This is a genomic window from Tardiphaga sp. 813_E8_N1_3 (assembly GCF_051811025.1).
In the GTDB taxonomy this organism is placed as follows: Bacteria; Pseudomonadota; Alphaproteobacteria; order Rhizobiales; family Xanthobacteraceae; genus Tardiphaga.
This window is the reverse complement of record NZ_JBPWQE010000001.1, coordinates 2,372,429-2,397,127: the sequence shown is the minus strand read 5'-3', so window position 1 is coordinate 2,397,127 and position 24,699 is coordinate 2,372,429. Positions and strand designations below refer to the sequence as shown.

26 protein-coding genes are annotated in these 24,699 nt (G+C 61.8%); 13 read left to right on the top strand and 13 right to left on the bottom strand.

Annotation, left to right across the window (positions count from 1 at the left end):
• The first annotated feature begins 11 nt into the window (after positions 1 to 11).
• Complete coding sequence (locus AB8A33_RS11440) at positions 12 to 311, top strand: hypothetical protein (RefSeq protein WP_089263988.1); 300 nt, start codon at positions 12 to 14, stop codon at positions 309 to 311.
• A 105-nt stretch (positions 312 to 416) separates the two neighbouring features.
• On the opposite strand, the gene AB8A33_RS11435 is transcribed toward AB8A33_RS11440, so the two are convergent.
• Both AB8A33_RS11435 and AB8A33_RS11430 read right to left on the bottom strand, forming a co-directional pair.
• Positions 417 to 1,046: a GNAT family N-acetyltransferase gene (locus AB8A33_RS11435; RefSeq protein ID WP_439092834.1), complete on the bottom strand. Its 630-nt coding sequence runs from the start codon at positions 1,044 to 1,046 to the stop codon at positions 417 to 419.
• Positions 1,047 to 1,217: 171 nt separating this feature from the next.
• On the bottom strand, positions 1,218 to 1,616 hold the full coding sequence (locus AB8A33_RS11430; RefSeq protein WP_439092833.1) for a PaaI family thioesterase: 399 nt from the start codon (positions 1,614 to 1,616) through the stop codon (positions 1,218 to 1,220).
• 113 nt (positions 1,617 to 1,729) lie between these two features.
• On the opposite strand from AB8A33_RS11430, the gene AB8A33_RS11425 reads away from it, so the two are divergent.
• Positions 1,730 to 2,512, top strand: a complete 783-nt coding sequence (locus AB8A33_RS11425) for a cobalamin-binding protein (protein WP_439095914.1) — start codon at positions 1,730 to 1,732, stop codon at positions 2,510 to 2,512.
• 42 nt (positions 2,513 to 2,554) lie between these two features.
• Here AB8A33_RS11425 and AB8A33_RS11420 read toward each other — a convergent pair whose 3' ends face one another.
• Positions 2,555 to 3,262 carry a pyridoxamine 5'-phosphate oxidase family protein gene (locus tag AB8A33_RS11420; RefSeq protein ID WP_439095913.1) on the bottom strand — a complete coding sequence of 236 codons (708 nt, stop codon included), beginning with the start codon at positions 3,260 to 3,262 and terminating at the stop codon, positions 2,555 to 2,557.
• A gap of 118 nt (positions 3,263 to 3,380) precedes the next feature.
• Here AB8A33_RS11420 and AB8A33_RS11415 point away from each other — a divergent pair, with 118 nt between their 5' ends.
• The 3 genes from AB8A33_RS11415 (at position 3,381) to AB8A33_RS11405 (ending at position 5,406) form a co-directional block, all read left to right on the top strand.
• A complete protein-coding gene (locus AB8A33_RS11415; protein ID WP_439092832.1) occupies positions 3,381 to 4,874 on the top strand; it encodes a PLP-dependent aminotransferase family protein in 1,494 nt (497 codons plus the stop codon).
• A gap of 120 nt (positions 4,875 to 4,994) precedes the next feature.
• On the top strand, positions 4,995 to 5,147 hold the full coding sequence (locus AB8A33_RS11410; protein WP_165826841.1) for a hypothetical protein: 153 nt from the start codon (positions 4,995 to 4,997) through the stop codon (positions 5,145 to 5,147).
• Between the two features lie 13 nt (positions 5,148 to 5,160).
• Positions 5,161 to 5,406, top strand: a complete 246-nt coding sequence (locus AB8A33_RS11405) for a DUF6719 family protein (protein ID WP_439092831.1) — start codon at positions 5,161 to 5,163, stop codon at positions 5,404 to 5,406.
• A 15-nt stretch (positions 5,407 to 5,421) separates the two neighbouring features.
• Here AB8A33_RS11405 and AB8A33_RS11400 read toward each other — a convergent pair whose 3' ends face one another.
• From AB8A33_RS11400 to AB8A33_RS11385, 4 genes are all read right to left on the bottom strand, one after another.
• Positions 5,422 to 6,258, bottom strand: a complete 837-nt coding sequence (locus tag AB8A33_RS11400) for an SDR family NAD(P)-dependent oxidoreductase (RefSeq protein ID WP_439092830.1) — start codon at positions 6,256 to 6,258, stop codon at positions 5,422 to 5,424.
• Positions 6,258 to 6,671 carry a nuclear transport factor 2 family protein gene (locus tag AB8A33_RS11395; RefSeq protein WP_439092829.1) on the bottom strand — a complete coding sequence of 138 codons (414 nt, stop codon included), beginning with the start codon at positions 6,669 to 6,671 and terminating at the stop codon, positions 6,258 to 6,260. Before AB8A33_RS11395 ends, AB8A33_RS11400 begins: the two co-directional genes overlap by 1 nt.
• A 275-nt stretch (positions 6,672 to 6,946) precedes the next feature.
• Entirely contained in the window at positions 6,947 to 7,333 is a 387-nt protein-coding gene (locus tag AB8A33_RS11390) for a hypothetical protein (protein ID WP_439092828.1), read from the bottom strand.
• A 47-nt stretch (positions 7,334 to 7,380) separates the two neighbouring features.
• Positions 7,381 to 7,542: a hypothetical protein gene (locus AB8A33_RS11385; protein WP_439092826.1), complete on the bottom strand. Its 162-nt coding sequence runs from the start codon at positions 7,540 to 7,542 to the stop codon at positions 7,381 to 7,383.
• Positions 7,543 to 7,875: 333 nt separating this feature from the next.
• Between AB8A33_RS11385 and AB8A33_RS11380 the strand changes: the two genes are divergently transcribed.
• On the top strand, positions 7,876 to 8,121 hold the full coding sequence (locus AB8A33_RS11380) for a hypothetical protein (protein WP_439092825.1): 246 nt from the start codon (positions 7,876 to 7,878) through the stop codon (positions 8,119 to 8,121).
• Positions 8,122 to 8,157: 36 nt separating this feature from the next.
• Here AB8A33_RS11380 and AB8A33_RS11375 read toward each other — a convergent pair whose 3' ends face one another.
• Positions 8,158 to 8,655 (bottom strand): CreA family protein, encoded by a 498-nt coding sequence (locus AB8A33_RS11375; protein ID WP_439095912.1) that lies wholly within the window; start codon positions 8,653 to 8,655, stop codon positions 8,158 to 8,160.
• 346 nt (positions 8,656 to 9,001) lie between these two features.
• Here AB8A33_RS11375 and AB8A33_RS11370 point away from each other — a divergent pair, with 346 nt between their 5' ends.
• The 4 genes from AB8A33_RS11370 (at position 9,002) to AB8A33_RS11355 (ending at position 12,882) form a co-directional block, all read left to right on the top strand.
• Complete coding sequence (locus tag AB8A33_RS11370; RefSeq protein WP_439095911.1) at positions 9,002 to 10,531, top strand: L,D-transpeptidase family protein; 1,530 nt, start codon at positions 9,002 to 9,004, stop codon at positions 10,529 to 10,531.
• Between the two features lie 97 nt (positions 10,532 to 10,628).
• Complete coding sequence (locus tag AB8A33_RS11365) at positions 10,629 to 11,204, top strand: glutathione peroxidase (protein ID WP_439092824.1); 576 nt, start codon at positions 10,629 to 10,631, stop codon at positions 11,202 to 11,204.
• A gap of 150 nt (positions 11,205 to 11,354) precedes the next feature.
• Positions 11,355 to 12,299: a polysaccharide deacetylase family protein gene (locus AB8A33_RS11360; protein WP_439092823.1), complete on the top strand. Its 945-nt coding sequence runs from the start codon at positions 11,355 to 11,357 to the stop codon at positions 12,297 to 12,299.
• Between the two features lie 22 nt (positions 12,300 to 12,321).
• A complete protein-coding gene (locus AB8A33_RS11355) occupies positions 12,322 to 12,882 on the top strand; it encodes a dihydrofolate reductase family protein (protein WP_439092822.1) in 561 nt (186 codons plus the stop codon).
• A 7-nt stretch (positions 12,883 to 12,889) separates the two neighbouring features.
• On the opposite strand, the gene AB8A33_RS11350 is transcribed toward AB8A33_RS11355, so the two are convergent.
• The 3 genes from AB8A33_RS11350 to aspS all read right to left on the bottom strand — a co-directional run bounded on the left by AB8A33_RS11350 (position 12,890) and on the right by aspS (position 17,692).
• Positions 12,890 to 13,345: a DoxX family protein gene (locus AB8A33_RS11350; protein ID WP_089263975.1), complete on the bottom strand. Its 456-nt coding sequence runs from the start codon at positions 13,343 to 13,345 to the stop codon at positions 12,890 to 12,892.
• 197 nt (positions 13,346 to 13,542) lie between these two features.
• Positions 13,543 to 15,852 (bottom strand): NADP-dependent malic enzyme, encoded by a 2,310-nt coding sequence (locus AB8A33_RS11345; protein WP_439092821.1) that lies wholly within the window; start codon positions 15,850 to 15,852, stop codon positions 13,543 to 13,545.
• 67 nt (positions 15,853 to 15,919) lie between these two features.
• Positions 15,920 to 17,692, bottom strand: coding sequence for an aspartate--tRNA ligase (gene aspS, locus AB8A33_RS11340; protein WP_439092820.1), 1,773 nt, complete (start codon positions 17,690 to 17,692; stop codon positions 15,920 to 15,922).
• A gap of 507 nt (positions 17,693 to 18,199) precedes the next feature.
• On the opposite strand from aspS, the gene AB8A33_RS11335 reads away from it, so the two are divergent.
• The 3 genes from AB8A33_RS11335 (at position 18,200) to rnd (ending at position 22,655) form a co-directional block, all read left to right on the top strand.
• Entirely contained in the window at positions 18,200 to 19,879 is a 1,680-nt protein-coding gene (locus AB8A33_RS11335) for a methyl-accepting chemotaxis protein (protein WP_439092818.1), read from the top strand.
• A gap of 50 nt (positions 19,880 to 19,929) precedes the next feature.
• Entirely contained in the window at positions 19,930 to 21,405 is a 1,476-nt protein-coding gene (locus AB8A33_RS11330) for a protein adenylyltransferase SelO (protein WP_439092817.1), read from the top strand.
• A gap of 101 nt (positions 21,406 to 21,506) precedes the next feature.
• On the top strand, positions 21,507 to 22,655 hold the full coding sequence (gene rnd / locus AB8A33_RS11325; RefSeq protein ID WP_439092816.1) for a ribonuclease D: 1,149 nt from the start codon (positions 21,507 to 21,509) through the stop codon (positions 22,653 to 22,655).
• Between the two features lie 95 nt (positions 22,656 to 22,750).
• Here rnd and AB8A33_RS11320 read toward each other — a convergent pair whose 3' ends face one another.
• Together AB8A33_RS11320 and ppx are read right to left on the bottom strand one after the other, a co-directional pair.
• Positions 22,751 to 23,044: a hypothetical protein gene (locus AB8A33_RS11320; protein WP_089263970.1), complete on the bottom strand. Its 294-nt coding sequence runs from the start codon at positions 23,042 to 23,044 to the stop codon at positions 22,751 to 22,753.
• Positions 23,045 to 23,182: 138 nt separating this feature from the next.
• Positions 23,183 to 24,688 (bottom strand): exopolyphosphatase, encoded by a 1,506-nt coding sequence (gene ppx / locus AB8A33_RS11315; protein WP_439092814.1) that lies wholly within the window; start codon positions 24,686 to 24,688, stop codon positions 23,183 to 23,185.
• Between the last annotated feature and the right edge of the window lie 11 nt (positions 24,689 to 24,699).

Here is a 24,699-nt window from a genome sequence, read left to right as displayed (position 1 = left end):
TGAGGCGAGCGATGAGCGAAGACTGGAACACGAAATACGGAACGCGGCGTGTACGACGCGATCCCCCGACCCTGGAAGAAGCCATCTTCGCCGCGATGGGTATCACCGAGGATCTCGATCAGCAGGCTGAGATCGCCGCTTCGCTGATGGGCATGCCATTCGACGCCGTGCAGGCCGAAGTGAAGAAGGCCAATCGCTCGACCGGCACGCTGCGCGTGACCCGCGTCATCGCAGGTGAGCAAGGCGCCCAGCGTTCGGTGGTCGTGGAGCGTCGCGTCACCCGCAAATTCGGCAACGACAAGCGCATCTGATTTCGGCGCGTAAGGCGCCCTTCCCTATAGACAAGAAAAAGGCCTCGTTCATCGCGAGGCCTTTTTCGTTATTGCGGCGGTTGGTCGCTCAGGACGATTTGCTGTTCAAGACTTGCCCCAACCGGCCAGCTTGAGCCACAGACCCCAATAGGCCCGGTTATAGTCGGCCACCGCGCGCACCACATCGAGCGCCGAGGTCTTCGGTTCGGCCACGAGCCCTGCGCCCATGGGATCGCGGAGATCTATAACGCCTGTAGATTCGCCGTGCCGGAAGGAGAGGTGCGCGCCGAACTTGTTGGCCAGCGCACGCATCGCGTCATTCTGCGCGCCGGTGGTGATGCGCAATCTCGCGTAGCCCATCGACCGCGCCTTCGCGATCAGCTTGGTGAACAGGATGCTGCCGACGCCGTTGCGGCGCACCAACGACTCAACGCTGAACGCAATCTCTGGCAGCGAGTCCGACGACAAATCGGCCTGATGCAATTCGGCGGCGCCGCGCACGATGCCATCCTCGAAGTAAGCCAGGATGACGGTGCCGGTATTGACCGATTTCTCGGCGTAACGCGCAACCCATTCGTCGTCGAGCGAACCGTTGAAACGATCGCGACGGCTTTCACGGTCCAGTCTCAAAAGATGTTCGCGGAATAGCGGCAGCTCGCGGGCTGCAAGGACACGCACATATCCGCGGGCCGGAGCCCGGGTTGAAATGGCGATGGTGGTGGCTGCGTCTAACATGGTCAAAATCCTCAAGTTGCCCTCGAGGAAAGCGTCGATTCCCTAGACACCCCATATTGTGCGACGCACCATAGAATACAAGGGTGCAGATGCCGCACCCGCCAGCGCCCACTGCAGGTGAGCCATGCAATTATCCAATATTAACAAAAACTTAAGGCTGAGCATTCCGCCTTACAGCACCAGTTGGGTCTGCGTCACAACGCCCACCAGTCTGCCCTCCTCGGTCTCGATCCGGGTCTGCCAAACCTGCGTTCTGCGTCCCCGATGAACCGGCGTTGCGACGGCGCGCACGGTGCTTCCCGCTTTTGCGCCACCTGTGAAATTGGTCTTGCTCTCGATGGTCGTCGTTCCCTTGGCGCCCTCCGGCAGATTGATGACCGTCGCCGCCGCGCCAACGGCATCGGCGAGCGCCATCACCGCGCCGCCATGGATCGTATGGCCGAGCGTGCACAGATCTTCGCGCACCAGCATCGTGGCGACGACGCGCTCCAGATCGGCCTCGGTAAAGGTCACGCCCATCGAGACCGAAAACGGCATCGCGAGGCTGCGGATCCTGTCGAGTGGCGTCATGCTGTCATCGTCTCCCTGCAGTCTGTCTCGCCCATCGTGGTGCGGGCTTGATGAAATTTCACGACACAACGGCATGCCGTGACAAGCCCTTTGTTAACAGGCATATCGGCATCATGCGCCACTTCCCGCCACGCCGGATCGTCTGCCTTACGGAAGAGACCGTGGAGACGCTGTATCTGCTCGGCGAACAGGACCGCATCGTCGGCGTTTCCGGCTATGCAGTGCGACCGCCGCAAGTGCGACGCGAGAAGCCGCGCGTCTCCGCATTCATCTCCGCCGACCTGCCTAAGATCCTGGCGCTCGATCCTGACCTGGTGCTGTGCTTCTCCGATCTGCAGGCTGAAATCGCCGCAGACCTGACGCGCGCCGGCATCGCCGTTCATGTATTCAACCAGCGCGACATCGCCGGCATTCTGGCGATGATCCGAACGCTCGGCGCCATGGTCGGCGCAGGTGAGCGCGCAAATCAGCTCGCAACGCAGTTTGAGCTGCGACTTTCTTGCGTCAATGATGCAGCAAACTTGCGGCAGAACAAGCCACGCGTCTATTTCGAGGAATGGGATGACCCGCTGATTACCGGGATCGGCTGGGTGTCCGAACTGATCGAGATCGCCGGAGGCGAAGATACCTTTCCGCAGATGCGCTTCCGGAAAGCGGCAAAGGATCGCATCGTCACACCAGCCGACGTGATTGCCGCGGCCCCCGATGTGATCCTCGCCTCGTGGTGCGGCAAGAAAGTCGTACCCGATAAAATCCGGCAGCGACCGGGCTGGAACGAGATTCCGGCGGTGCGCCATGATCGCATCGTCGAAATCAAATCGCCGCTGATCCTGCAGCCAGGACCAGCAGCGTTGACGGATGGACTCGACGCGATCGTTACGGCGCTGTGGCCGTAATCGGCACGAGCACCGATGCCGTCATCCTGAGATGCTCGCCCCTCACCCCTTCGGGTACTGCAGAAAATAGGCATCTGTCAGTGCATCTTCGAGCAACCTGCCTTCGCTGTAAGCCCGCAGCGTCGCGGGACGCTCAACACCCGGTAGCAACCGCGAACAAGGCTCCGGCGCGCCGAGCACGGTCTTCACCGGGATACGCTCGGCGTAGATCGGCAGCTCGTAATCCTCGTCGTCATCGGCGACGCCCTTGGCGCGGATCTTGGCTGATGCCTCCTCGATCTCCATGGCGATAAAGGACGTCGCCTTCATCTCCTGTGCCGTGGTCTCGCGCAGACTGGCCGTACGATCCGGAAAGAAACGGTCGACCATCGCGATGCCGGCCTGCTCCTTCTCGTCGGGATCGGTGACGAGATAGGCGTTTCCAAATGCCATCACCGCACGGTAGTCGGCCGAATGATTGAAGCCGCAACGTGCCAGCACGAGGCTGTCGAGAAAGGCCACCGTGAGGCAGACGCGTTGTTGCGCAGTCTGGTTCCTCAGCATGCGGCTGGCGCTGCTGCCGTGCCAGTACAGCCTGGCGCCTTCGCGCCAGAAGAAGGTTGGCGTGCAATAGGGCTGACCATCGATCACGTAGGACACATGGCACATCATCGATGCGTCGAGAATTTTATGCACGGTCTCGTGGTCGTAGAAGCCCCGATCGTGGCGTCGCTTCACGCGATTGCGCGCCGTGAGCGGATAGGACGCGATGTCTGCGTTCGTCGGTTCATCGGTCTTCAGTTCAGCTGCGGTCACGGCAATTCCCCATCAATTGGAAGCGTTCGAATATGTTGTACCGCTGCATTTGGTCTGCGATAGTGCCAATTCCATGCGAAAAATTCCGACCAATTTGGCGAGGCCAATTCCGAAACCCGAGCTGGCGCTCGATCTCACGGGCGCGCATATCACCGAAGGATCGTCCTCGCAGGACCGGCTCTATCAGGCGCTGTGCCATGCCATCACCGGCGGCGTCGCCAAGCCCGGCGAAGCTTTGCCGCCGTCCCGTATTCTCGCCAAACAGACCGGCATTCAGCGCAACGCCGTTACCAATGCCTATGAACGACTGATCGCCGATGGTTTTGCCGTCGCACGTGTCGGCTCTGGCACTTTCGTCGCGGCGCGTATACCGACGCGGACCAGCAGCAAGCCGACGAAGACCATCGCCATCGACGCACCGCAGCGCGGCACGCTTGCTCTTGGTTGCACCCATATCGACGAACAGGCGCTGCGCCGTTTTCGCGCGTTCGCCGGCCGCCGTCTGCGCGCTTTCGGCGCCGAGCATCTGCATTACGGCGATCCGCGCGGCAGCTTCGAGCTGCGCACCGCCATCGCCAATCATCTTCTGTCAGCGCGCGGGCTGCGCTGCGATCCCGATCAGATCATGCTGACATCGGGCACGCAGCATGGGCTGCGCATCGTGCTGAGTGCGATCCTCAAGCCGGGTGAACAGATCTGGTGCGAAGACCCCGGCTATCCTGCCGCTCGAAAATCGATCGAACATTGCGGCGCGCGGCCGGTGTCGGTGCCGGTCGATGACTTCGGCATCATCGTCGCCAGGGGCCGTGCCACTGCGCCATCTGCGCGCGCGGCCTATGTCACGCCCTCGCACCAGTTTCCGCTTGGTGTGCAAATGGCGATGCCGCGGCGTCTAGAACTGCTCGACTGGGCGAAAGACGCCGGCGCCTGGGTCTTCGAGGACGATTACGACAGTGAGTTTCGCTATGATGGCGCGCCGCTGCTCTCGCTCGCCGGCATCGATCACCTGCAGCGCGTGATCTATATGGGCACGTTTGCGAAGACGCTATTCCCCGGTCTGCGCATCGGCTATTGCGCCCTGCCCGAGCGCCTGATCGGCCCGGTCGCAGCGGCACGTGCAGCGATGGACCGCTTTCCCGGCACGCTGATGGAAGGCGCCGTCGCCGACATGCTGAATTCCGGTGCCTTCGCGGCAAACCTGCGCAAGATGCGCAATGTCTATCGCGAGGCTCGCGACGTGCTCGCGGCAAGATTGACGGATGCGTCGGACGGTCAACTCACAGTTCCGGTGCCATCACAGGGCTTGCACCTGGTCGCGAAATTCGCGCCCGCGACGCCGCTCGAGATCGCCGCAGAGGCCAAGGCGGCGGCCGGAGTCGAGGGCTGGCTGCTTGCCGACACCTATCTGCGCGCGCGCCCGGCCCCGGGCTTCGTGCTCGGCTTCGCCGGCCATCCCATTCGTCAGCTTGTCGCATCGGCAGAACGACTGGCGAAGGCCTCGGCGGCAAGTTTGCGCGCGCGCCGCAAGTCTGCGGCAAAGACGTGTGGAACCCGCAATGGGGGCTAGAACTTAAGGCTGGCTGGCACTCAAGGCCGGCGACCACTGCGCTTCTAGAATCGGACGCGCATCCCTACAATCCGGGCAAACAAACTGCCCGACACGCAGATCTGGCCCAACGGAGACCTCATGTCCGGCAATCGCAACGTGCTCTATCTCATCATCGGCGCGCTCATCGTTGGCATCGGCGTCCTTGGCTACAATCTCTACCAGACCAAGAAAGAACCCAGCGGGCTGCAGATCAATGTCGGCCCCGACGGTCTCAAGATCCAGAACAAGTAACAAAGGTCGCACAATGCGCTCGGCAATTTGGCTATCAGGACTTCTGGTTTCGGTTGCGCTGGCGACGCCGGCGCTGGCGATCGATCAAGTTGCCCGCGAACAGGACATCGTCGAGCTTCGCCTCGGGCAGCGCATTCAGGTCGATGACGGCTCTTGCCCCACCGGGCAGATCAAGGAAGTCTCCGGCACGACGCTCAGCACGTCCGGTGTGACGCGCGTTCGCAAATGCGTCCCCCGCGCAGGCACCAAGACACGCTAGCCCGAGACACGCCTATCAATGTCGCAGCGGTTCGCTTGGCGGCACCGGTGAACCCGTCTGGCCCACACTCGCGCCGCCATCGATCGCCAGTGTGATCCCCGTGATCCAGCGCGCTTCGTCGCTGGAAAGAAACAACACGCCATAACCGATATCCCAGCCGGTCCCTTCGGTGCCGAGCAGCGTGCCCGCTGCGCGCGCCTTGCGCATCTCATCACTCATGCCGCGCGACGCCACCATCGGCGTATAGACTGTGCCCGGCGCGATGCAGTTGACGCGAATGCCGGCGCGGCCGTGATGAGCCGCCATGGCCCTCGTGAGGCCGATGACTGCGGATTTCGATGTCGGGTACAGCAGGCTCGGATGGCCACCGCGCAGGCCGGCAATCGATGTCAAATTGATGATCGAGCCGCCGCCGGATTTCATCATTTCCGGAATCGCATATTTCGCCATCAGCATCATTGAGGCAACGTTGATACGCATGGCGCCGTCCCAGGCGACTTCATCGACTTCGATGGCGTCGCCGCGCGGCCCCGTGAGGCCGACATTGTTGACGAGGATGTCCAGCCGGCCGAAGCCTTCGACAGTGCGTTCGACGATTGCCTCACATGACGCGCGATCGCTGACATCGCCGTCATAGATCTGCGTGACGCCGCCTTCCGCGGCGATCAAACGCGCTGTTTCCTCGGCAGCATCTACGTCGGTATCGACCAGAGCGACACGCGCGCCGTGCCGTGCCAGCAGCACGGCTGCGGCACGTCCGTTGCCGATGCCATCACCGCGGGAACCCGCACCGGTGATGATGGCCACCTTGCCCTTCAATCGGTCGTCACGATGAGGTCGGGGTGTATCCATCAGAACATGCCATTGCTGTTGGCGGATTTTTCCGGGATCGGCTGTACCGCATCCCAATGCTCGACGATCTTGCCGTTCTCGAGCTTGAAGATGTCGACAATCGCATTGCCGCGGGTGCCCTTCTCGCGCACGGCATGGACATGCAGGATCACATAATCGCCGTCGGCGAAGACCTGCTTGATCTCACTATGCGAGTCCGGAAATTTCTCCCGCAGGAAACCAATGAAGCCTTTGAAGCCTTCGATACCATCAGCCGCGTTGGGATTGTGCTGAACATAACGTGGACCGAAATATTTGGACGCCGCCTCGAAGTCTTTCTGGTTGAGGCCCTTTTCGTAGAATTCGACGACAACCTTCTTGTTGGCTTCCTGGTTGCTGGTGTCTGCGGCCAACGCCGCGCCGGACAGAAACATTGATACACAAGCAAAGCCTATCGAAACAAATCGCATAAAATAAAACCCCTCGGTTCCCGCCGACCTAACGGTGGCGAATCTCGCCGAACTAACGGTGGCGAAGCCAAACGCTATCATCGGCTGTGACAGGATGACGAGAGGGAAAGATACTAATCCGCTATCATTTCGGCGCGACGGTGCAGCGCAAAGCGGTCACTCGGATATCAGATGCTTTTGTATCAAAGACCTGAATTTAAAAGACTTGCATATGAAAGCTCTGGATATGGCTTCCGGCACTAATCCAGCGGCGCCGGATCATACATGCATTGCAGGGTCGGCTTGGCGATCTGCGTGAAGGTCGCGCTGATCATCGACTGCTTGGATGCCGGAACCCAGTCTTTCTCGATTGTAGGCACGCCGCGCTCGCTGATGCCCCGCAGCAGTGCCTCGCGCAAATCGGTGTCTTCCACGGTTGCTACAGCATGGTCATGCAGGCAACCGCACACTTCTTCCGGATGCGCCCAACGCCCGACCATATGCGGCGAGCACAAGCGCACGAATTCGCCGCGCTGGTCCGGCAACTTCCGCCATGACCAGATCTGCGCCTGCGCTGCACTTCCTGTGATGGAACCTGCAAGGGTGGCAGCTACGATAATGGCGGTCAGAACACGTGGTCGGGTCATTTCAAAACTTTTCTTGTTGTTTCTCAGGTGTCCACCCGCGATCGAAATCAGCGTGCGTAGGCCACAACCATCGGCGCAGCGGCACTGATCACGGGCGAACCGGCAAAGGCGAAGGTACCGATACCCGGCAAACCGCCGTCAACGGAACCGGCCACCGAAGGCCCTGCCAGAATGAAGGCGAGCGCGAGGATGAAACTGATGGTCCGCATATGACGTCTCCAGTTGAACAACGCTGTCCGCCGTGTCGTTGGCAAAGGAATAGCCAATGGCGGTTTCGGCACGTCTGCGGCCCAAGCAAAAAATGGTTTCGTCGGCCTGCTCAATTGTTTCGTCGCGCCCATCCGACGACACAATCCGGGCGGTTACTATGCGAACGGCTTGAAAAGAACGCCTTGGAAAGGATGTCCCGAAAGTTCGTCTGACTGTCGCATGCCTTTAACAAAACTGAACCGAAAGGCGGCTAAAGCGACTTCAGAAGAGCGTATGCAACCTTTTCAGGCGACTGCGCGTTTCTGTTCACCTGGAAGAGAAGGAATGCAGTCGTGGGAACCGGCAACAACGAAGTTGGCAAGGACACCCCGATCGGCGCATCCGGACGGCCCCTGATCCCCACGGTCCGCCCGCACGCCCGATGCCAGGGCGCAATGTCGCAGCAGGGCTACGGCTCGCACGGCAACGAGTGCTATCCGCAGCAGCTGGTCCAGCTCGTGGGCTATCGTGACCCGCAGCCGCAACAGTCATGGGACCGCTTGCGCACAAAACGCGTCGTCACCCACTCCGCTGAATAGCGAAGCGTGGCTAAGTTCTAGCGGCTGATAGCTCGCTTATTTGATGAAGTCTCCGCACTTCTGAATGGCGGCATCTGCCTGCCCCCAGGGCATGATCGGAACTGATGACGTCGAGTTCTTTGGCGAGCCCTCGATGATCCGGTCCGAATAGACCATATAGACCAACACGTTTCGCTTGGCGTCGCAGCCGCGGACGATCTGCATTTTCTTGAAGAAAAGGCTCCGGCGCTGACGGAACATGTCCTCGCCCTGATCGCTCTTGGCCTTGAACGTGATGGGGCCGATCTGCCGGCAGGCCAGCGAGATGTCCGAGACCTCCTCGGCCAGACCGAGCCAACCCTTGAAGCCGCCCTTTTCAGGCACTGTGAAGTGACAGGCCACACCCTCGACCTCGGGGTCATCGACACCGTAGGTCGCCAGCTTGTCGTTCGGGCTGAGCCATTTGAACACGGTGGAGCGCCGGAAGATCAGATCCGGTTCATCCGCAGCCTGCGCCGGGATGGACGCGAATACCGCGAGTGCCGAAAGCACCATGACGCCGCGGCGCAGCGCCTTGGTCAGCGCACCAGATCCATCAAAAGTCATGCAACTCTCCGTGAGCGATCTGAAACATGTAGGCATTCCAACAGGATTCGGAAGCCGCGATGGGCCGCTGTTAATTCAATGTGAGGCTTTTTTGCTAGGCTGATCCCGACTCAGCGGTAGCCAGATCACTCATGCTGGTGAACCCATCTCGCGCCTGCGAGACTAATGTTTTCAGATGGATTCGAGGATATTGGACGTGGGTGCATTTCAATTGTCGCGTGAACCAGGGGACAAAAGCCGTTTTCTGAGCAGCACGATTTTTTCCGGCAGCCTCCTGCGGATCGCGCTGGTCGCCATGGCCGGCGTGACTGTGGCGGCGCCTGCCGATGCGGCGGTGTTCTGGACCGACGAAAACCCGATGATCATGCGGGAGATCGAACCGCCGGCGCCGCAACCCCAGCAGCGCCAGAAAAAGCTGAAGCGCCTTGGCGCCAAACTTGAGAAACAGGTCAAGGAACACGCCAAGCCGGTCGGCCCGCTGGTCATCGCCATCTCGATCGAGCGACAGTCCCTGCGGGTATTCGACGCCAACGGCCTGTTCGCGGAAACGCCGGTCTCTACCGGCATGCGCGGCCATTCGACGCCCATGGGCGTGTTCAGCATCATCCAGAAGAACAAATGGCACCGCTCCAACATCTATAGCGGCGCGCCGATGCCCTACATGCAGCGTATCACCTGGTCGGGCATTGCTCTGCATGCCGGCGCGCTGCCAGGCTATCCGGCGTCCCACGGCTGCATCCGCATGCCGATGGCCTTTGCGACCAAGATCTGGGGCTGGACCCGCATGGGCGCCCGCGTGATCATCGCGCCAGGTGAAATCTCTCCTGCGGAAATCTCGCATCCGCTACTCGCCGCTCAGAAAATCGTGCCGGGTCCCGTCGCGGCAGCGGCGCCTCAAGACGTCCAGACATCGCCAAAGGCTGATAAGGCATCGGCAGATGCGAAGCCCCAAGACCTCGGTCTGAGGCCATCCGCCGCCGACCGCGGCAAGACTCAGGACAAGACCCAGACCGCCGATGCCAGCAATGCGATGGCAAAACCGGCGCCAGCGACTGTGATGTCGGACGCCACACCTGCAAAGGTCGAAAGCGCCGTTAAAGCCGCCGAGCCCGAGATCATGACGCGCCGCGATCTCGACGCCGCCATTGCCAAAGTCGTCGACCTGCCGACACCCGAGATCAAATCGGCTGAGACCGTCGCGGAAGCGCCAGCCAAGGTTGAGCCTGCCAAGACGGACGCCTCGAAAGCGGAAGTTGCAAAGGCTGACGCCGCGCCGGTCATCGCCCCTGCGCTCGAAGCCAAAAAGGACGAAACGCGCCCCGCCGATTCAGCCAAGGCCGAGATGCCTGCGGCGCCTGCCGCTGATGCGACGCCAAAGCGATCCGGCCAGATTGCCGTGCTGGTCAGCGGCAAGGACGGCAAGCTCTATGTGCGGCAGAATTTCGCGCCGCTGTTCGAGACACCGATTGCGATCAAGCCCAGCGACCGTCCGCTCGGCACCCACGTGTTCACCGCCCGCACCGACAAGGATGACGCCAAGGCGTTTCATTGGACCGCGGTGTCACTGCCTGCCGTCCCGCGTCGCGCCGACGAGGACGACAACATCTCGCGTCGCCGCAAGTCCACCGGCGCGGTTGAGGTAAAAACCCGCCCGCTGCCAAACAGCGCCGCAGAGGCGCTCGACCGCCTGAGCATCCCGGCGGATGCCATGGCCCAGATCACCGAAGCGCTGGCGAGCGGCGGCTCCATCGTGGTGTCCGATCAGGGCATTGCCGCCGGCGGCGAAACCGGCCAGGGCACCGAATTCGTGGTGCCGCTGCGCTAGCCTCGTTCACTTCGGCGCTGTAACAGCTTGTTGAGTGCGTCATCTCGGAGATGACGCTACTCTGCTCGTGAAACACGCTGGGCTACGACGGATGGCGATGATCGATCGCAGGCAGATACTGACAACGGTATTGGGCGCGGCAAGTGCTACGGCGCTATCGCGTTACGCATCGGCGCAAGGCGCCGTGAGCCGCATGACCGCCTATGGTTTCTCGTTTCCCGGTCTCAAGGGTGGCGAGATCAAGCTGGCGGATTACGCCGGCCGGCCGATCATGGTGGTCAACACTGCCTCGCAATGTGGCTTCACTCCGCAATATGCCGGGCTTCAGACGCTATGGACCGAGTTCCGCGAGCGCGGCTTGATGATCATCGGCGTGCCCTCCAACGATTTCGGCGGACAGGAGCCGGGCGGGGCCAAGGAGATCGGCGACATTGCCGAGGGGCATTTCGGCATCGGCTTCCCGATGGCCGCCAAGACCGTCGTGAAGGGACCGAACGCACACCCGTTCTATAAATGGGCGGCAGAGGACCGGCCGCGCGACCTGCCGCGCTGGAATTTTCACAAATATCTGGTCGGACGCGACGGCTACCTCACCGACTCCTTTGCCTCCGAATTCGAACCAACCGACACACGCATCAAGACCGCCGTCGGACGAGCCCTGACCGCGCCTTGAGCGGTTCAATATCGATCCAGGCGCTGACTGGGGATAAGGGCCGTTGCCATAGCGGTACCACCTGAAATCGCGCTAGAATTGCGGTCACGACCATCTGGATCAGCCCGGCCACCTCGCTGACGACGCTGGTCGCAGTTCAAGGGGGACGTGATGCGCAGTGCGGCAGGTCTGATTTTTGCGAGCGCGGTTTCATTGTGGGCAGCAGGCGCACAGGCGCAGGCGCCCAAAGCCGGTGCCCCAGCGCCCGCCCCCGCGGCAACGCCCGCGCCGCCGCCGGCGCCCGCGGCTCCACCTGCTCCCGCCAAATCGACCTGCGCCAATCCTGATGCGCTCGGCGTCAGCCGTGTGGTCGAGATCGACACGACGGGCGGTCCGGGCTTCGGCTTCGAACATTTCAAGCAGCTCGACTTCCTGCGCGACAAGGAAGTGGTGCTGACCTTCGACGACGGCCCGTGGCAGACGACGACGCCGACCGTGTTGAAGACGTTGGCCGACGAATGCGTCAAGGCAGTGTTCTTCCCTATCGGCAAGCACGCCACCTATTATCCGGAAGTGCTCAAGCAGGTCGCTGCGGCCGGCCATACCATCGGCGGACACACCTGGGCTCATATCGCGCTGACCAACAAGAAACTCACCCAGCAGCAGCGCATTGATGAAATCGAGAAGGGCTTCAGCGCGGTGAAGTGGGCGCTGGGCTCAGCCCCCGCACCGTTCTTCCGCGCTCCGGCGCTGCAGCACCCGCCGGAAATCGTCACCTATCTCGGCACGCGCAACATGGCGATCTTCTCTTGTGACATCGACTCGTTCGACTTCAAGACGCGCAAGTCCGAACAGGTCATCACCAATGTGATGACCAAGCTCGATAAACTCGGCAAGGGTATCATCCTGATGCACGACTTCCAGAAGCACACCGCCGAAGCGCTGCCGACCCTGCTGCGCAAACTCAAGGCTGGTGGCTACAAGGTCGTGCATATGCGTGCCAAGGCGCCCGTGCAGACCATCGCCTCCTATGACGAAGCCATCGTCAAGGACGCCAAGCTGCCGACCGTGAGCTCGCGCCCGGTGAACAGCGTCGTCCAGACGATCTCTGAATAATGAGGACTCGTCGACGCCCCTGATGCCCGCATTTCGTTTCAACGGCTACGTCATCGTCTCGGCGGACGGCATGCTCGCCGACGCCAGTGGCGTGATGCCCGATACCCTCAAGTTTCCCGGCGACCTCGCCTTTTTCACCGCTGGTCTCGACCGCGCCGACCTGATCGTGCACGGCAGGCATTCGTTCGAGGATCAGCCGAACTCACCGAAGCGCAAGCGCATCATCGTCAGCCGCAGCATCGCTGCCATAGGCCCCGATCCCGAAAACAACAAAGCCACGCTGTGGAATCCGGCCGGCGCATCTTTCGAAGACGCTTGTGCCCATCATGCGGGCGTTCATGCCGGCACCGTCGCCATCATCGGCGGCCCCAGCGTATTCGAGATGTTCTTGGACCGCATCGACGTATTCTGGCTGTCGCAGGCCCCGCATGTCCGCCTGCCCGGCGGCGAAGGATGCTTCCCCGGCGTCCCCCAACGATCGCCGCAGGACATTCTCTCCGGTCACGGCTTGCGAGCGAGCGAAGTCCAGATCCTCGACACCACACATGAAGTCACAGTGACGGCCTGGCGGCGGGTGTCCTGAACGACAACTACACTTCGTTGTAGCCGCCCGGCAGCCGCGCGCTGCGGCCAATACCGGCGATCATGAAGAGACCGCCGATCAGCGACAGGTTCTTCAGCGCGTGGATCATCTGGTTCTTGGCCTCAGGACCGGTCAGGTTCCAGAAGTCGTGGAAGTAGAACGTTGCGGCCATTACGAACAGCACCAGCACCAGAGCGAAGAAGCGCGCGCCCAGGTTCAGCGCGACGAGGATACCGCCGACCAGTTCCAGTGTTGCAACGGCGATTGCGAGAATCTGCTTCAATTCCATGCCCGCCAGCCCTTCGAGCTGCGTCGCATAGGGCGTCACGACTGCGGGGATCGTCGGGATAACCTTGTTCGCGATCGCATCCGCAGTTGCGCTGAGATCGAGAAACTTGGATGCGCCGGACGCAATGAAGATCACGGCAAAGAGAATGCGCCCGAAAGTAATAAACGCTGGCATTGGTCGGCCTCGCTGGACTGCAATGAATACTTGTCGAAATACGTGACGAATATGATCATTCCATCACATTTTTCAAACGAACAAATGGATGACCTCGTTGGCGTCATCCATTTGTCGCGATGCTTTTCAGATTGGCGAACTATCCAAAAACGCAATGGCCGGTAAGCATCCAGCCAGCGCGAGGCTGACTGAACGCGCTAGCCGAACAGGCTCGCCTGCGGACGCCCTGCACGCTCCTGCGCTTCAACGGCGGCCACCGCCGTCATGTTGAGGATACCACGCGCCGTCACCCCCGGCGTCAGGATATGTGCCGGACGCGCCGGGCCGATCAGGATCGGGCCGACCGGAAGCGCATCGGCCAGCGTCTTGATCATCTGATAGGCGACATTGGCGGCATCGAGCGTCGGCATGATGAGGACATTCGCCGAGCCTTCGAGCTTCGAATGCGGCAGCACGATCTTGCGGGCCGCTTCCGACAGCGCGGTGTCGCCCTGCATTTCGCCATCGGACTCGATTTCCGGATGCTTCTCACGCAGCAATGCTGCGGCGCGGCGCATCTTGCGCGAAGAGTCCGTATCGTAGCTGCCGAAGTCAGAATGCGACACGAAAGCGATCTTCGGCTTCATGGCGAAGCGCTGCACGTGGTTGGCAGCGAGCGCCGCGATTTCCGCGAGTTCTTCCGCGCTCGGATTCGGACGCACCTGCGTATCAGCGATGAAGTGCGCACCCTTGCTGGTGATCATCAGCGACAGCGCTGCAAAATCGCTGACGCCCGGCAGGAAGCCGATGATCTCGCGCACATGGCGCAGATGGCTCATGTAGCGGCCTTCGACGCCGCAGATCATTGCATCCGCCTCGCCGCGGATCACGGCGAGCGCGGCGATCACCGTCGCATTGGTGCGGACGACCGTGCGCGCCGCATCCGGCGTCACGCCGCGACGGCCGGCCACGTCGATATAGGACTGCACGTAAGAGCGATAACGCGGATCGTCCTCGGGATTGATCAGGTCGAAATCCTGGCCGGCCTGGATCGCCAGACCGAACCGCTTGATGCGGGCTTCGACGACCGACGGACGGCCAACGAGGATCGGACGCGCCAGCTTCTCTTCCAGCACCACCTGCACGGCGCGCAGCACGCGCTCGTCTTCGCCTTCGGCATAAATCACGCGCACCGGCTGGGTCTTTGCCTTCGCGAAGACCGGCTTCATGACCAGACCGGAGCGGAACGCGAAACGCTCAAGACCCGCGGCGTATTCCTCGAAATTGGCGATCGGGCGCGAGGCCACGCCGGATTCCATCGCCGCCTTGGCGACGGCCGGCGCGATGCGCAGGATCAGGCGCGGATCGAACGGCGACGGGATCAGCGAGCCCGGACCGAAGCCCTGGGTTTCGGTCTCGAAGCCGGCAGTCACCGCATCGGACGGCGGATCCTGCGCAAGCTGCGCGATCGCATCGACGGCAGCGATCTTCATCGCCTCATTGATCGCCGTCGCACCGCAATCGAGTGCGCCGCGGAAGATGAACGGGAAACAAAGGACGTTGTTGACCTGGTTCGGAAAGTCCGACCGGCCGGTGCAGATCATCGCATCCGGGCGCGCCTTGCGCGCTTCGTCCGGCATGATCTCCGGCGTCGGATTGGCCAGCGCCATCACCAGCGGCTTGTCGGCCATCGCCTTGACCATCTCGGGCTTCAGCACGCCAGGAGCGGAGACGCCCAAGAAAATATCGGCGCCGGCGATGACATCGCCCAGCACGCGCGCGTCGGTCTTCTGCGCATAGACCGCCTTCCAGCGATCCATCAGCGTGTTGCGCCCCTCATGCACGACACCGTCGATATCGCAGACCCAGATGTTCTTCTTCTGCGCGCCGAGCGACACCAGAAGATTGAGACAGGCGATCGCCGCGGCGCCAGCGCCGGAGCAGACGATCTTGACGTTCTTGATGTTCTTGCCGTTGAGCAGCAGCGCGTTCTTGATTGCGGCGCCGACGATGATGGCGGTGCCATGCTGGTCGTCGTGAAACACCGGGATCTTCATGCGCTCTTTAAGCTGCGCCTCGATCTCGAAACATTCCGGACCCTTGATGTCCTCAAGGTTGATACCACCGAAGGTCGGCTCCAGCGCCGAGACAACCTCGACCACGCGCTCGATGGTGTCGGCGGCGATTTCGATGTCGAACACGTCGATGCCTGCGAATTTCTTGAAGAGGACCGCCTTGCCTTCCATCACCGGCTTCGAGGCCAGTGGACCGATATTGCCGAGACCGAGGACAGCCGTGCCGTTGGAGACGACGGCAACGAGATTGGCGCGCGAGGTCAGCGACGCCGCTTCATTGGGGTCGGCTGCGATCGCGAGACACGGCGCGGCTACGCCCGGCGAATAGGCCAGTGCGAGGTCGCGCTGGTTGGCAAGCGGCTTGGTCGCCTGGATTTCCAGCTTACCCGGCCTGGGAAGGCGATGATAGGCAAGCGCCGCGCGCGAGAGATCGTCAGAAGATGAAGAAGACATGCGTGCTCCCGCGCGTCATAAAACAAAAGTTAGGTAGAAGGGCGTTTCTTCTTGTTGGTTTGCCGGGCTACTTGTCCTGCAGATTGAGACGGATATGCGCTTCACGCAACTGCTTCGGCGAAGCCTCTGACGGTGCGCCCATCAACAAATCTTCAGCACGCTGGTTCATCGGGAAGAGCGAGATCTCGCGCAGGTTGTTCGTACCGCAGAGCAGCATCACGATACGATCGACGCCCGCTGCCATACCGCCATGGGGCGGTGCGCCATACTGGAAGGCGCGATACATGCCGCCAAATCGCTCGACCACCGTCTCCTCGCCATAACCGGCGATCTCGAATGCCTTCACCATGGCTTCCGGCTTGTGATTACGGATGCCGCCCGACGCGATCTCATAGCCGTTGCAGGTGATGTCATACTGGAACGCCTTGATGGTCAGCGGATCCTGCCCGACCAGCGCATCCATGCCACCCTGCGGCATCGAGAACGGGTTGTGCGAGAAGTCGACCTTCTTGTCGTCCTCGTTGTACTCGTACATCGGGAAATCGACGATCCAGGCCAGCGCAAAGCGCTCCTTGTCGATCAGGTTCAGCTCTTCGCCGACCTTGGTGCGTGCGAGACCGGCGAACTTGTAGAATTTCTCGGGATCGCCCGCGACGAAGAAGGCAGCATCGCCAGCCTTAAGGCCCAGCTGCTGACGGATCGCTTCGGTGCGCTCCGGTCCGATGTTGTTGGCCAAGGGACCAGCGCCCTCACCGCCTTCACGCCACATGATGTAACCGAGGCCCGGCTGGCCTTCACCCTGCGCCCAGGAATTCATGCGGTCGCAGAATGCACGGCTGCCGCCGCCGGGGCCGGGGATCGCCCAGACCTGGTTCTTGTCGTCTTCGAGCATGCGCGCGAACACCTTGAAGCCAGAGCCGCGGAAGTGCTCTGCCGTGTTCTGCATTTCTATCGGGTTGCGCAGGTCCGGCTTGTCGGTGCCGTACTTACGAAGGCTCTCAGCGTAAGGGATCTTCGGCCAGTCCTTGTTGACCGGCTTGCCCTTGGCGAATTCCTCGAACACGCCGGTGATGACCGGCTGCACGGCGGCGAATACGTCTTCCTGCTCGACAAAGCTCATTTCGAGATCGAGCTGGTAGAATTCGCCCGGCAGACGATCGGCACGCGGATCCTCGTCGCGGAAACATGGCGCGATCTGGAAGTAGCGATCGAAGCCCGACATCATCAGCAACTGCTTGTACTGCTGCGGAGCCTGCGGCAGCGCGTAGAACTTGCCGGGATGGATGCGCGACGGCACCAGGAAGTCGCGCGCGCCTTCCGGCGACGACGCGGTGAGGATCGGCGTCTGGAATTCGAAGAAGCCCTGCTCCTTCATCCGCTTGCGCATCGAGTCGACGATGGCGCCGCGGGTCATGATGTTCTGGTGCAGCTTCTCGCGACGCAGGTCGAGGAAGCGATATTTCAGCCGGATGTCTTCCGGGTATTCCTGATCGCCGAACACCGGCAGCGGCAATTCGGCCGCGGGGCCGAGCACCTCGATGGCATCGATATAGATCTCGACATCGCCGGTGGGCAGTTCGGCATTCTCGGTGCCGCCGGGACGACGACGCACCTTGCCGTCGATCTTCACGACCCATTCCGAACGCAGCGTCTCGGCGACCTTGAATGCCGGCGAGTCCGGGTCGGCAACGCATTGCGTCAGGCCGTAATGGTCGCGCAAATCGATGAAGAGCACGCCGCCATGGTCGCGGATACGATGGCACCACCCCGACAGGCGAACGGTCTGGTCGATATGGCTGTCGCGGAGCGCGCCGCAGGTGTGAGACCGGTAGCGATGCATGGGTATCCTGGAAATACGTCAGAGGGCGGAATCGGGATCGCGATCAAGCGCGAAGCGCAGGGTTTACCCGACCGCACCCGACGCGGCAACCAAAGCTCGGCGATCTCATCGCCCGAATTTGCGGCCCGCCATAGCGTCACCGGCGGGTCCAAACGATAATTTTCAAGCAGCCATTTCGAATCGCAATCAATCGATAAGAAAATCTGCCGCAGCGCGGGAACTGCATGATTGTACAAGAAATAATCAGCTACCTTAGATCGCACGAAACAAGCAGCTAAGCGCGAGCCATCGGTATTTCAGCACCAAACTCAATCACTTAAAGCGGTATTTGTTTCAAAGTTTACGAAACATTGACGGCCGCCCTTCACTGTCGTGTCGTGAACCCTGCTCGTTTTGAAGGCAGGCTCTTCAACTGGAAATTGCTGCTTACAGCCCAGCCGCAACCCAAGGCAGCCGCCATTTCGGCTGACCGGCGTCGCAGCCTTAGAACCGCCGAGGAATACGTTCGTGCTCGCCAGATATTCGATCAGTACCAAGCTCTTTGTCATTGTCGCCTTTCTCTTCGTCGTGATTGCAGGCATCGGCACCCTCGCATTCATACAGATGCGAGCCATCAACGCGGCAACCCAGGACATCCAGACCCAGTGGCTCCCCAGCGTCCGCTGGATCGGTGAGATGCGCGTTCAGTCGGCGCGTTACCGCGCAGTGCTGCGCGACCACCTGATCGTGGCCGACGCCGACCGTCCGGACGTCGACAAGAATCTCGCCGCCCGCAAGTCGGACTTCGACAAGGCCGCGAAGGCCTACGCCCCGCTGGTGTCGTCGCCGGCCGAACGCGAACTGGCCGACAAGCTCGACGCGGAATGGAAGGCCTTCATCGCCGCGGGCAACGACGTCCAGGCCCTCGCCAACAAGGGCGACGTAACGGCAGCCAAAGAGATCAATGCCAAGAAGGTCGTCCCGACCGGCCGCGCCATGGATGGCACGCTGGCGAAGCTCGTCGAGTTGAACGACAAGGGCGCCGAAGCCGCCGGCCACAACGCCAACGCCACCTATTCCGGCGCTATCTGGATGATGATCGCTATCCTTGGCGCATCCGTCGTCCTCGGCCTCGGCGCTGCCATGTATCTGGTGCGCGACATCTCCGGCGGCATCGCCTCGATCCTGAAGCCTATGGGCGAACTGACCGATGGCCAGCTGGAGGCCGTTATCCCGCATCAGGGCGAGAGCACCGAGATCGGACGCATCGCCACTGCGTTGCAGATCTTCAAGGACGCCCTCATCGCCAAGCGCGCTGCTGATCAGGCGGCCGGCGCCGAAGCCGCCGTCAAGGCTGCGCGTGCGGAAACCATCACGAAGGCAACCAGCAACTTCGAGTCAATGATCAGCGAACTGGTGAACTCCTTGTCATCGGCCTCGACCGAGCTCGAAGCCTCCGCCACCACGCTGACCCGCACGTCGGATATCACCATGACCCTGTCGGGCTCGGCAGCGTCTGCGTCGCATACGGTGTCGAGCAACGTTCAGTCGGTGGCCGCGGCAACAGAAGAGATCACCTCGTCGGTGAACGAAATCGGCCGCCAGGTTCATGAATCGAACCGCATCGCTTCGACCGCCGTACTGCAGGCCGAGAAGACCAATGAAAGCATTACCAAACTCACGCAGGCCACGGCACGCATCGACGACGTCGTGAAGCTCATCACCGCCGTTGCGGAACAGACCAACCTGCTGGCGCTCAATGCCACCATCGAGGCCGCGCGTGCCGGTGAAGCCGGCCGCGGCTTCGCAGTTGTCGCCGCCGAGGTGAAGGCGCTGGCGTCGCAGACCGCCAAGGCCACTGACGAAATCAGCATGCAGATCGCCGGCATGCAGGCGGCCAGTGCGGAAACCGTCGAGACCATCAAGGAAATCGGCTCGACCATCACGCTGATCTCCGAAGTCTCCTCGGCTATCGCAGCGGCGGTCGAGGAACAGGGCGCAGCGACGCAGGAAATCGCGCGCAATGTCCAGCAGTCGGCGCAGCTCTCGACCCAGGTCGCCAGCGAGGTCACCGAGGTCAATCGCGGCGCCAGCGAGACTGGCTCCGCATCGACCCAGGTGCTGGCCGCAGCGCAGTCGCTGTCGCTCGAAAGCAATCGCCTGAAGGGCGAAGTCGACCGGTTCCTCGACACGGTTCGCGCTGCCTGAGATCGCTTTCAGCGGTTGCCTAACACGTCATGGCCCCCCATCTTGGGGCCATGACAGTCCACTTCCCGTTCGACAACAGCTATGCCGCCCTGCCCGCGAATTTCTTTGCCCGCGTCACGCCGACGCCAGTGGCAGCGCCGCGGCTGATCAAGCTGAACCACGCACTCGCCGAACAACTCGGCATTGATCCGGACTGGCTGGCCAGTCCGGAGGGCGTCGAAGTCCTTGCCGGCAAGCGTGTGCCGGATGGCGCCGATCCCCTCGCGATGGCCTATGCGGGACATCAGTTCGGACATTTCGTGGCGCAGCTCGGCGATGGTCGCGCAATCCTGCTCGGCGAGGTCATTGACCGCGACGGTGTGCGCCGCGACATCCAGCTCAAGGGCTCCGGTCCGACGCCTTTCTCGCGCCGCGGCGATGGCCGTGCTGCATTGGGTCCGGTGATCCGGGAATATATCGTCAGCGAAGCCATGGCGGCCTTGGGCGTTCCCACAACACGCTCCCTCGCCGCCGTCCTCACAGGCGAACGGGTTCAGCGTGAGACGATGCTGCCGGGCGCCGTGCTGACGCGCGTCGCTTCGAGCCATATTCGGGTCGGCACGTTTCAGTTTTTCGCCGCGCGCGAGGATATCGCCGGGGTGAAGCAACTCGCCGATCATGTGATCGTCCGGCACTATCCCGACGCAGCGAAAGCCGAACATCCCATTCGCGCCTTGCTCGATGCGGTGATCCGGCGTCAGGCCGAACTCGTCGCACGCTGGCTGCATGTCGGCTTCATCCACGGCGTGATGAACACCGATAACTGCTCGGTATCCGGTGAGACCATCGATTACGGCCCCTGCGCCTTCATGGACGCCTACGATCCCGCGACGGTGTACAGCTCGATCGACGAGATGGGGCGCTACGCCTATGCGAACCAGCCGCGCATCGCGCTATGGAATCTCACGCGCTTCGCCGAGACACTGCTGCCGCTTATCGACAGCGACGAGAAGACCGCCATCGAGATCGCACAGGCAGCGCTTGGCGAATTCTCGGATATTTTCGACACGGCTTATCAAGCCGGTCTGCGCCGGAAGCTCGGCCTGTTCACCAGTCAGCCGGACGATGCTGCATTGGCGCAGGATCTGTTGACCGCCATGACCGCCAATCAGGCCGATTTCACCCTGACCTTCCGCCGCCTAGGCGCCGCCGCGCTTGACGCCGACAACGATGAAGCAGTGCGCGGCCTATTTATCGATCCGACAGCGTTCGACGCCTGGGCGGTGAAGTGGCGGCAGCGACTCGGCCAGGAGACGCAGGACGCAAATACCCGCTATCTGGCCATGCAGGCGGTCAATCCGGCCTTCATCCCCCGCAATCATCGCGTCGAAGCGGTGATCCAAGCGGCCATGGCCGACGACTACGCCCCGTTCGAGGAATTGATGGCCGTGCTGGCGAAACCCTATGAAGATCAACCGGAGATGGCGGATTATGCTGAGCCGCCGGAGCCGGATCAGCGCGTGTTGCGCACCTTTTGCGGTACGTGATCACCCCCATTCTACATGGGCAAACCTCCAATCTGGCCAAAACACCTTGACTCAACAGGTTTTTCGGCCGAACGCCTTGGCCAAAGCGTTATGGACCGTCCATGGAACTGATCACGACCACTGCCCAGCTGACCGCCGCCTGCGAGCGACTTGCCAAGCACCCCGTCATTACGGTCGATACGGAATTCCTCCGCGAGACCACCTATTACCCGCTGCTCTGCGTGGTCCAGATGGCCAGCGCGGAGGATGCCGTGGTCGTGGACACACTGGCCGATGGCATCGACCTCGCACCGTTCTTCGCCCTGATGAACAACGAGGCCGTGCTGAAGGTCTTCCACGCTGCCCGGCAGGATATCGAAATCATCGTGCACCGCGCTGGCGTAGTGCCGCATCCGATCTTCGACACCCAGGTCGCGGCCATGGTGCTCGGCTATGGCGACAGCATCGCCTATGACCAGCTCGTCGAACGCGTCACCGGCCACCGGCCTGACAAGACCCACCGTTTTACCGACTGGTCGCGTCGCCCGCTGACCGAAGAACAGCTGCACTACGCCGTCTCCGACGTTACCCATCTGCGCGACGTCTTCGCCAAGCTCGATGCCGATCTGAAGAAGCGCGACCGCAGCGACTGGGTCAGCGAGGAAATGGAAATTCTCACCTCGCCGAAGACCTATGATTTCCATCCCGAGCGCGCCTGGGAGCGGCTGAAAACCCGCGTCCGCAAGCCGAAAGAGCTCGCGGTGCTGATGGAAGTCGCTGCCTGGCGCGAACAGGAAGCGCAGAGCCGCGATGTGCCGCGCTCGCGCGTGCTGAAGGACGATGCCGTCGGCGATATCGCGACCCACGCACCGACCTCACTGGAGAAGCTTGCCAATCTGCGTTCGCTGCCGAAGGGCTTTGATCGCTCCAAGTGGGGCAGCGACATTGTCGCCGCCGTCCAGCGTGGTGTCGCCCGCGATCCCAACACATTGCCGAAGATCGAGAAGCCGCGCGGCAATTCCAACGGCGCGGCCACCGTCGAGCTGCTGAAGGTGCTGCTACGCATGACGTCGGAACGTCACGCCGTCGCCAGCAAGGTCATCGCCACCGTCGACGATCTCGAGCAGATCGCCACCGACGATAATGCCGACGTCGGCGCCCTGCACGGCTGGCGGCGTGAGCTGTTCGGCGAGGCCGCCCTGGCGCTCAAGCATGGCCGCCTTGCATTGGCGATGGAAAAAGGCCGGGTGATCCGGGTCGACCGCGCGTAGGCTGTGTCATCCAAGGTACCGCGCTAGTTGCCTACCGCGAACACAGCGGGCGAGACATAACGTGCCTCGCCCTGCGAGACGCAATGACGATCGCTTTACGCCGCCGATCTGTTCTTGATGGCTCCCACGATTGCCGTCAGCACCGCACCTGCGACACCGCCTCCGGCCACCTGACCGATCAGCGAACCGATATCGGTGGTCGCCGATGCGTTTGACAGCATAGGAATCAGCATTCCGAGAATTTGACCGCCAACGCCGCCACCTATTGCACCTGCGATCGTGTTGCCGATTGTACCAAGATCGACAGACTTCGATGCACCGCCGGCAACATTTCCGCCAATCGCGCCGCCAATCAGTTGAACGATAAGGTTGATCAGAAGGGCTGACATTTCGACTCTCCCGGTCCGGAAATCGTATGTACTTGCCGCGTGGACCAAAACGGCCGCACCGGAAAATAGTATACGCACGGCAACCGAGAGTCACGCCGCGCTGCAATCAGTAGTATCATTCGGAATGAGCGGCGGTGGCTATCGCCTGACGATCGAACCGGACTTCCCGACCAGTCGCGCCAGCTGCTTGAAGCGACTGCCGACGCGGTCGGCGACGAGATCGACCATGCGATGCTCGAAGACGAGCATCATCTTACGATCCTTGGTGGCGAAATGCGTGGCGGGCAGTACGCCCGGGCGCGCCGCAGAAATGAGATGCGCGACCCTGAACAGCGCGCCGAGCAAACGAGCGCGTTCGACCTGTGCCGGCGAGACAAGCGCACGAACCAGCTCCGGGGGCTCGTTCTCGGCGCCGAATCCTGCGTAGCGGTAGTACACGCAGAGCGCGAGGAATGCGCGACCGTGATGATCGACCGAGCCGAAATTGCCGTTCGTGATCAGACTGAGCGTCTGCTCGCCGCGATGATCCGGGTGGACGCGCCAGCCGATATCGGACAACAGACACGCCACCCGGCGTAGCCGACGATCCTCGTCGGTCTCTTTGAGCTTGGCGACACGGGCGAACCGATCACTCCAGTCGCTCAGCTCCTGCGCGTGGCGGGCCGAACGCGACAACAACTGGTTCATGGTCTGCGCGGCACCGACCAGACCATCTTGCATGCGCTGCGCTTGCGGCAGCATTTCGTACAGCAAGCCTTCGCGGACGCCATAGGTCGAGAATACGATAGTCTTCGGCTTGGCGGTGCGAATGACATATTCAAGCACGAGCGCCGCGTAGACCAGCAGCGGCTGGCGCTGTTCGGCGATGGCTTCGATGTTGGCGAGAATGTTGGCTGTTGCCAGCCGGCGCAAGCGGCGCACGAAGTCCAGCGCCTCGTTCGCCGGGATCGAATAGCCATGCATCACGCGTAGCGGGTAGCCGCTCTGGATGATGTGCAGCCGCGCCAATGCACGCCAAGTGCCGCCGACTGCATAGAAATTGCGACCCACTCCCGTCCTGAGCTGCGCTACGTCAGCCAGCGCCAGCTTGACGATGCGCTCTGCCTTCTTCGGTGATTTCTGTGAGGCGTCCTGCAGTGCGAGACTACCGAGCGGCAGCGTTACGCCCTGGCGGACCGCATTGCCTTTAACATCGATCAATTCGAGCGAACCGCCCCCGAGATCGCCAACCAGGCCATCCGGCTTGTGCACGCCTGAAATCACGCCCAGCGCAGAGAGCTTCGCCTCGCGCGGCCCCGATATGATCTGGATCTCGCAGCCGCAGATTTTCTCGGCTGCTGCGATGAAGGCAGGTCCATTGCTCGCATCGCGCGCCGCAGCGGTCGCGATCGCGTAGACGCGACCGACCTTCATGACCCTGCACAATGCACGGAAGCGCCGAAGCGCCGTCAGCGCCTTGTCGACGGCATCCTTGGCCAGCAGTCCAGTGCTCTGCACTTCGCGGCCGAGACCGCACAGCGCCTTTTCATTGAAGAGCGTGACAAGGCTTCGCGTCAGCGACTCGTAGACAACGAGACGCACCGAGTTGGAACCAATATCGATGACGGCGACGCTGGTCGCGCGTTGATTGGCACGCGCTACCACGCTGCTGGTTC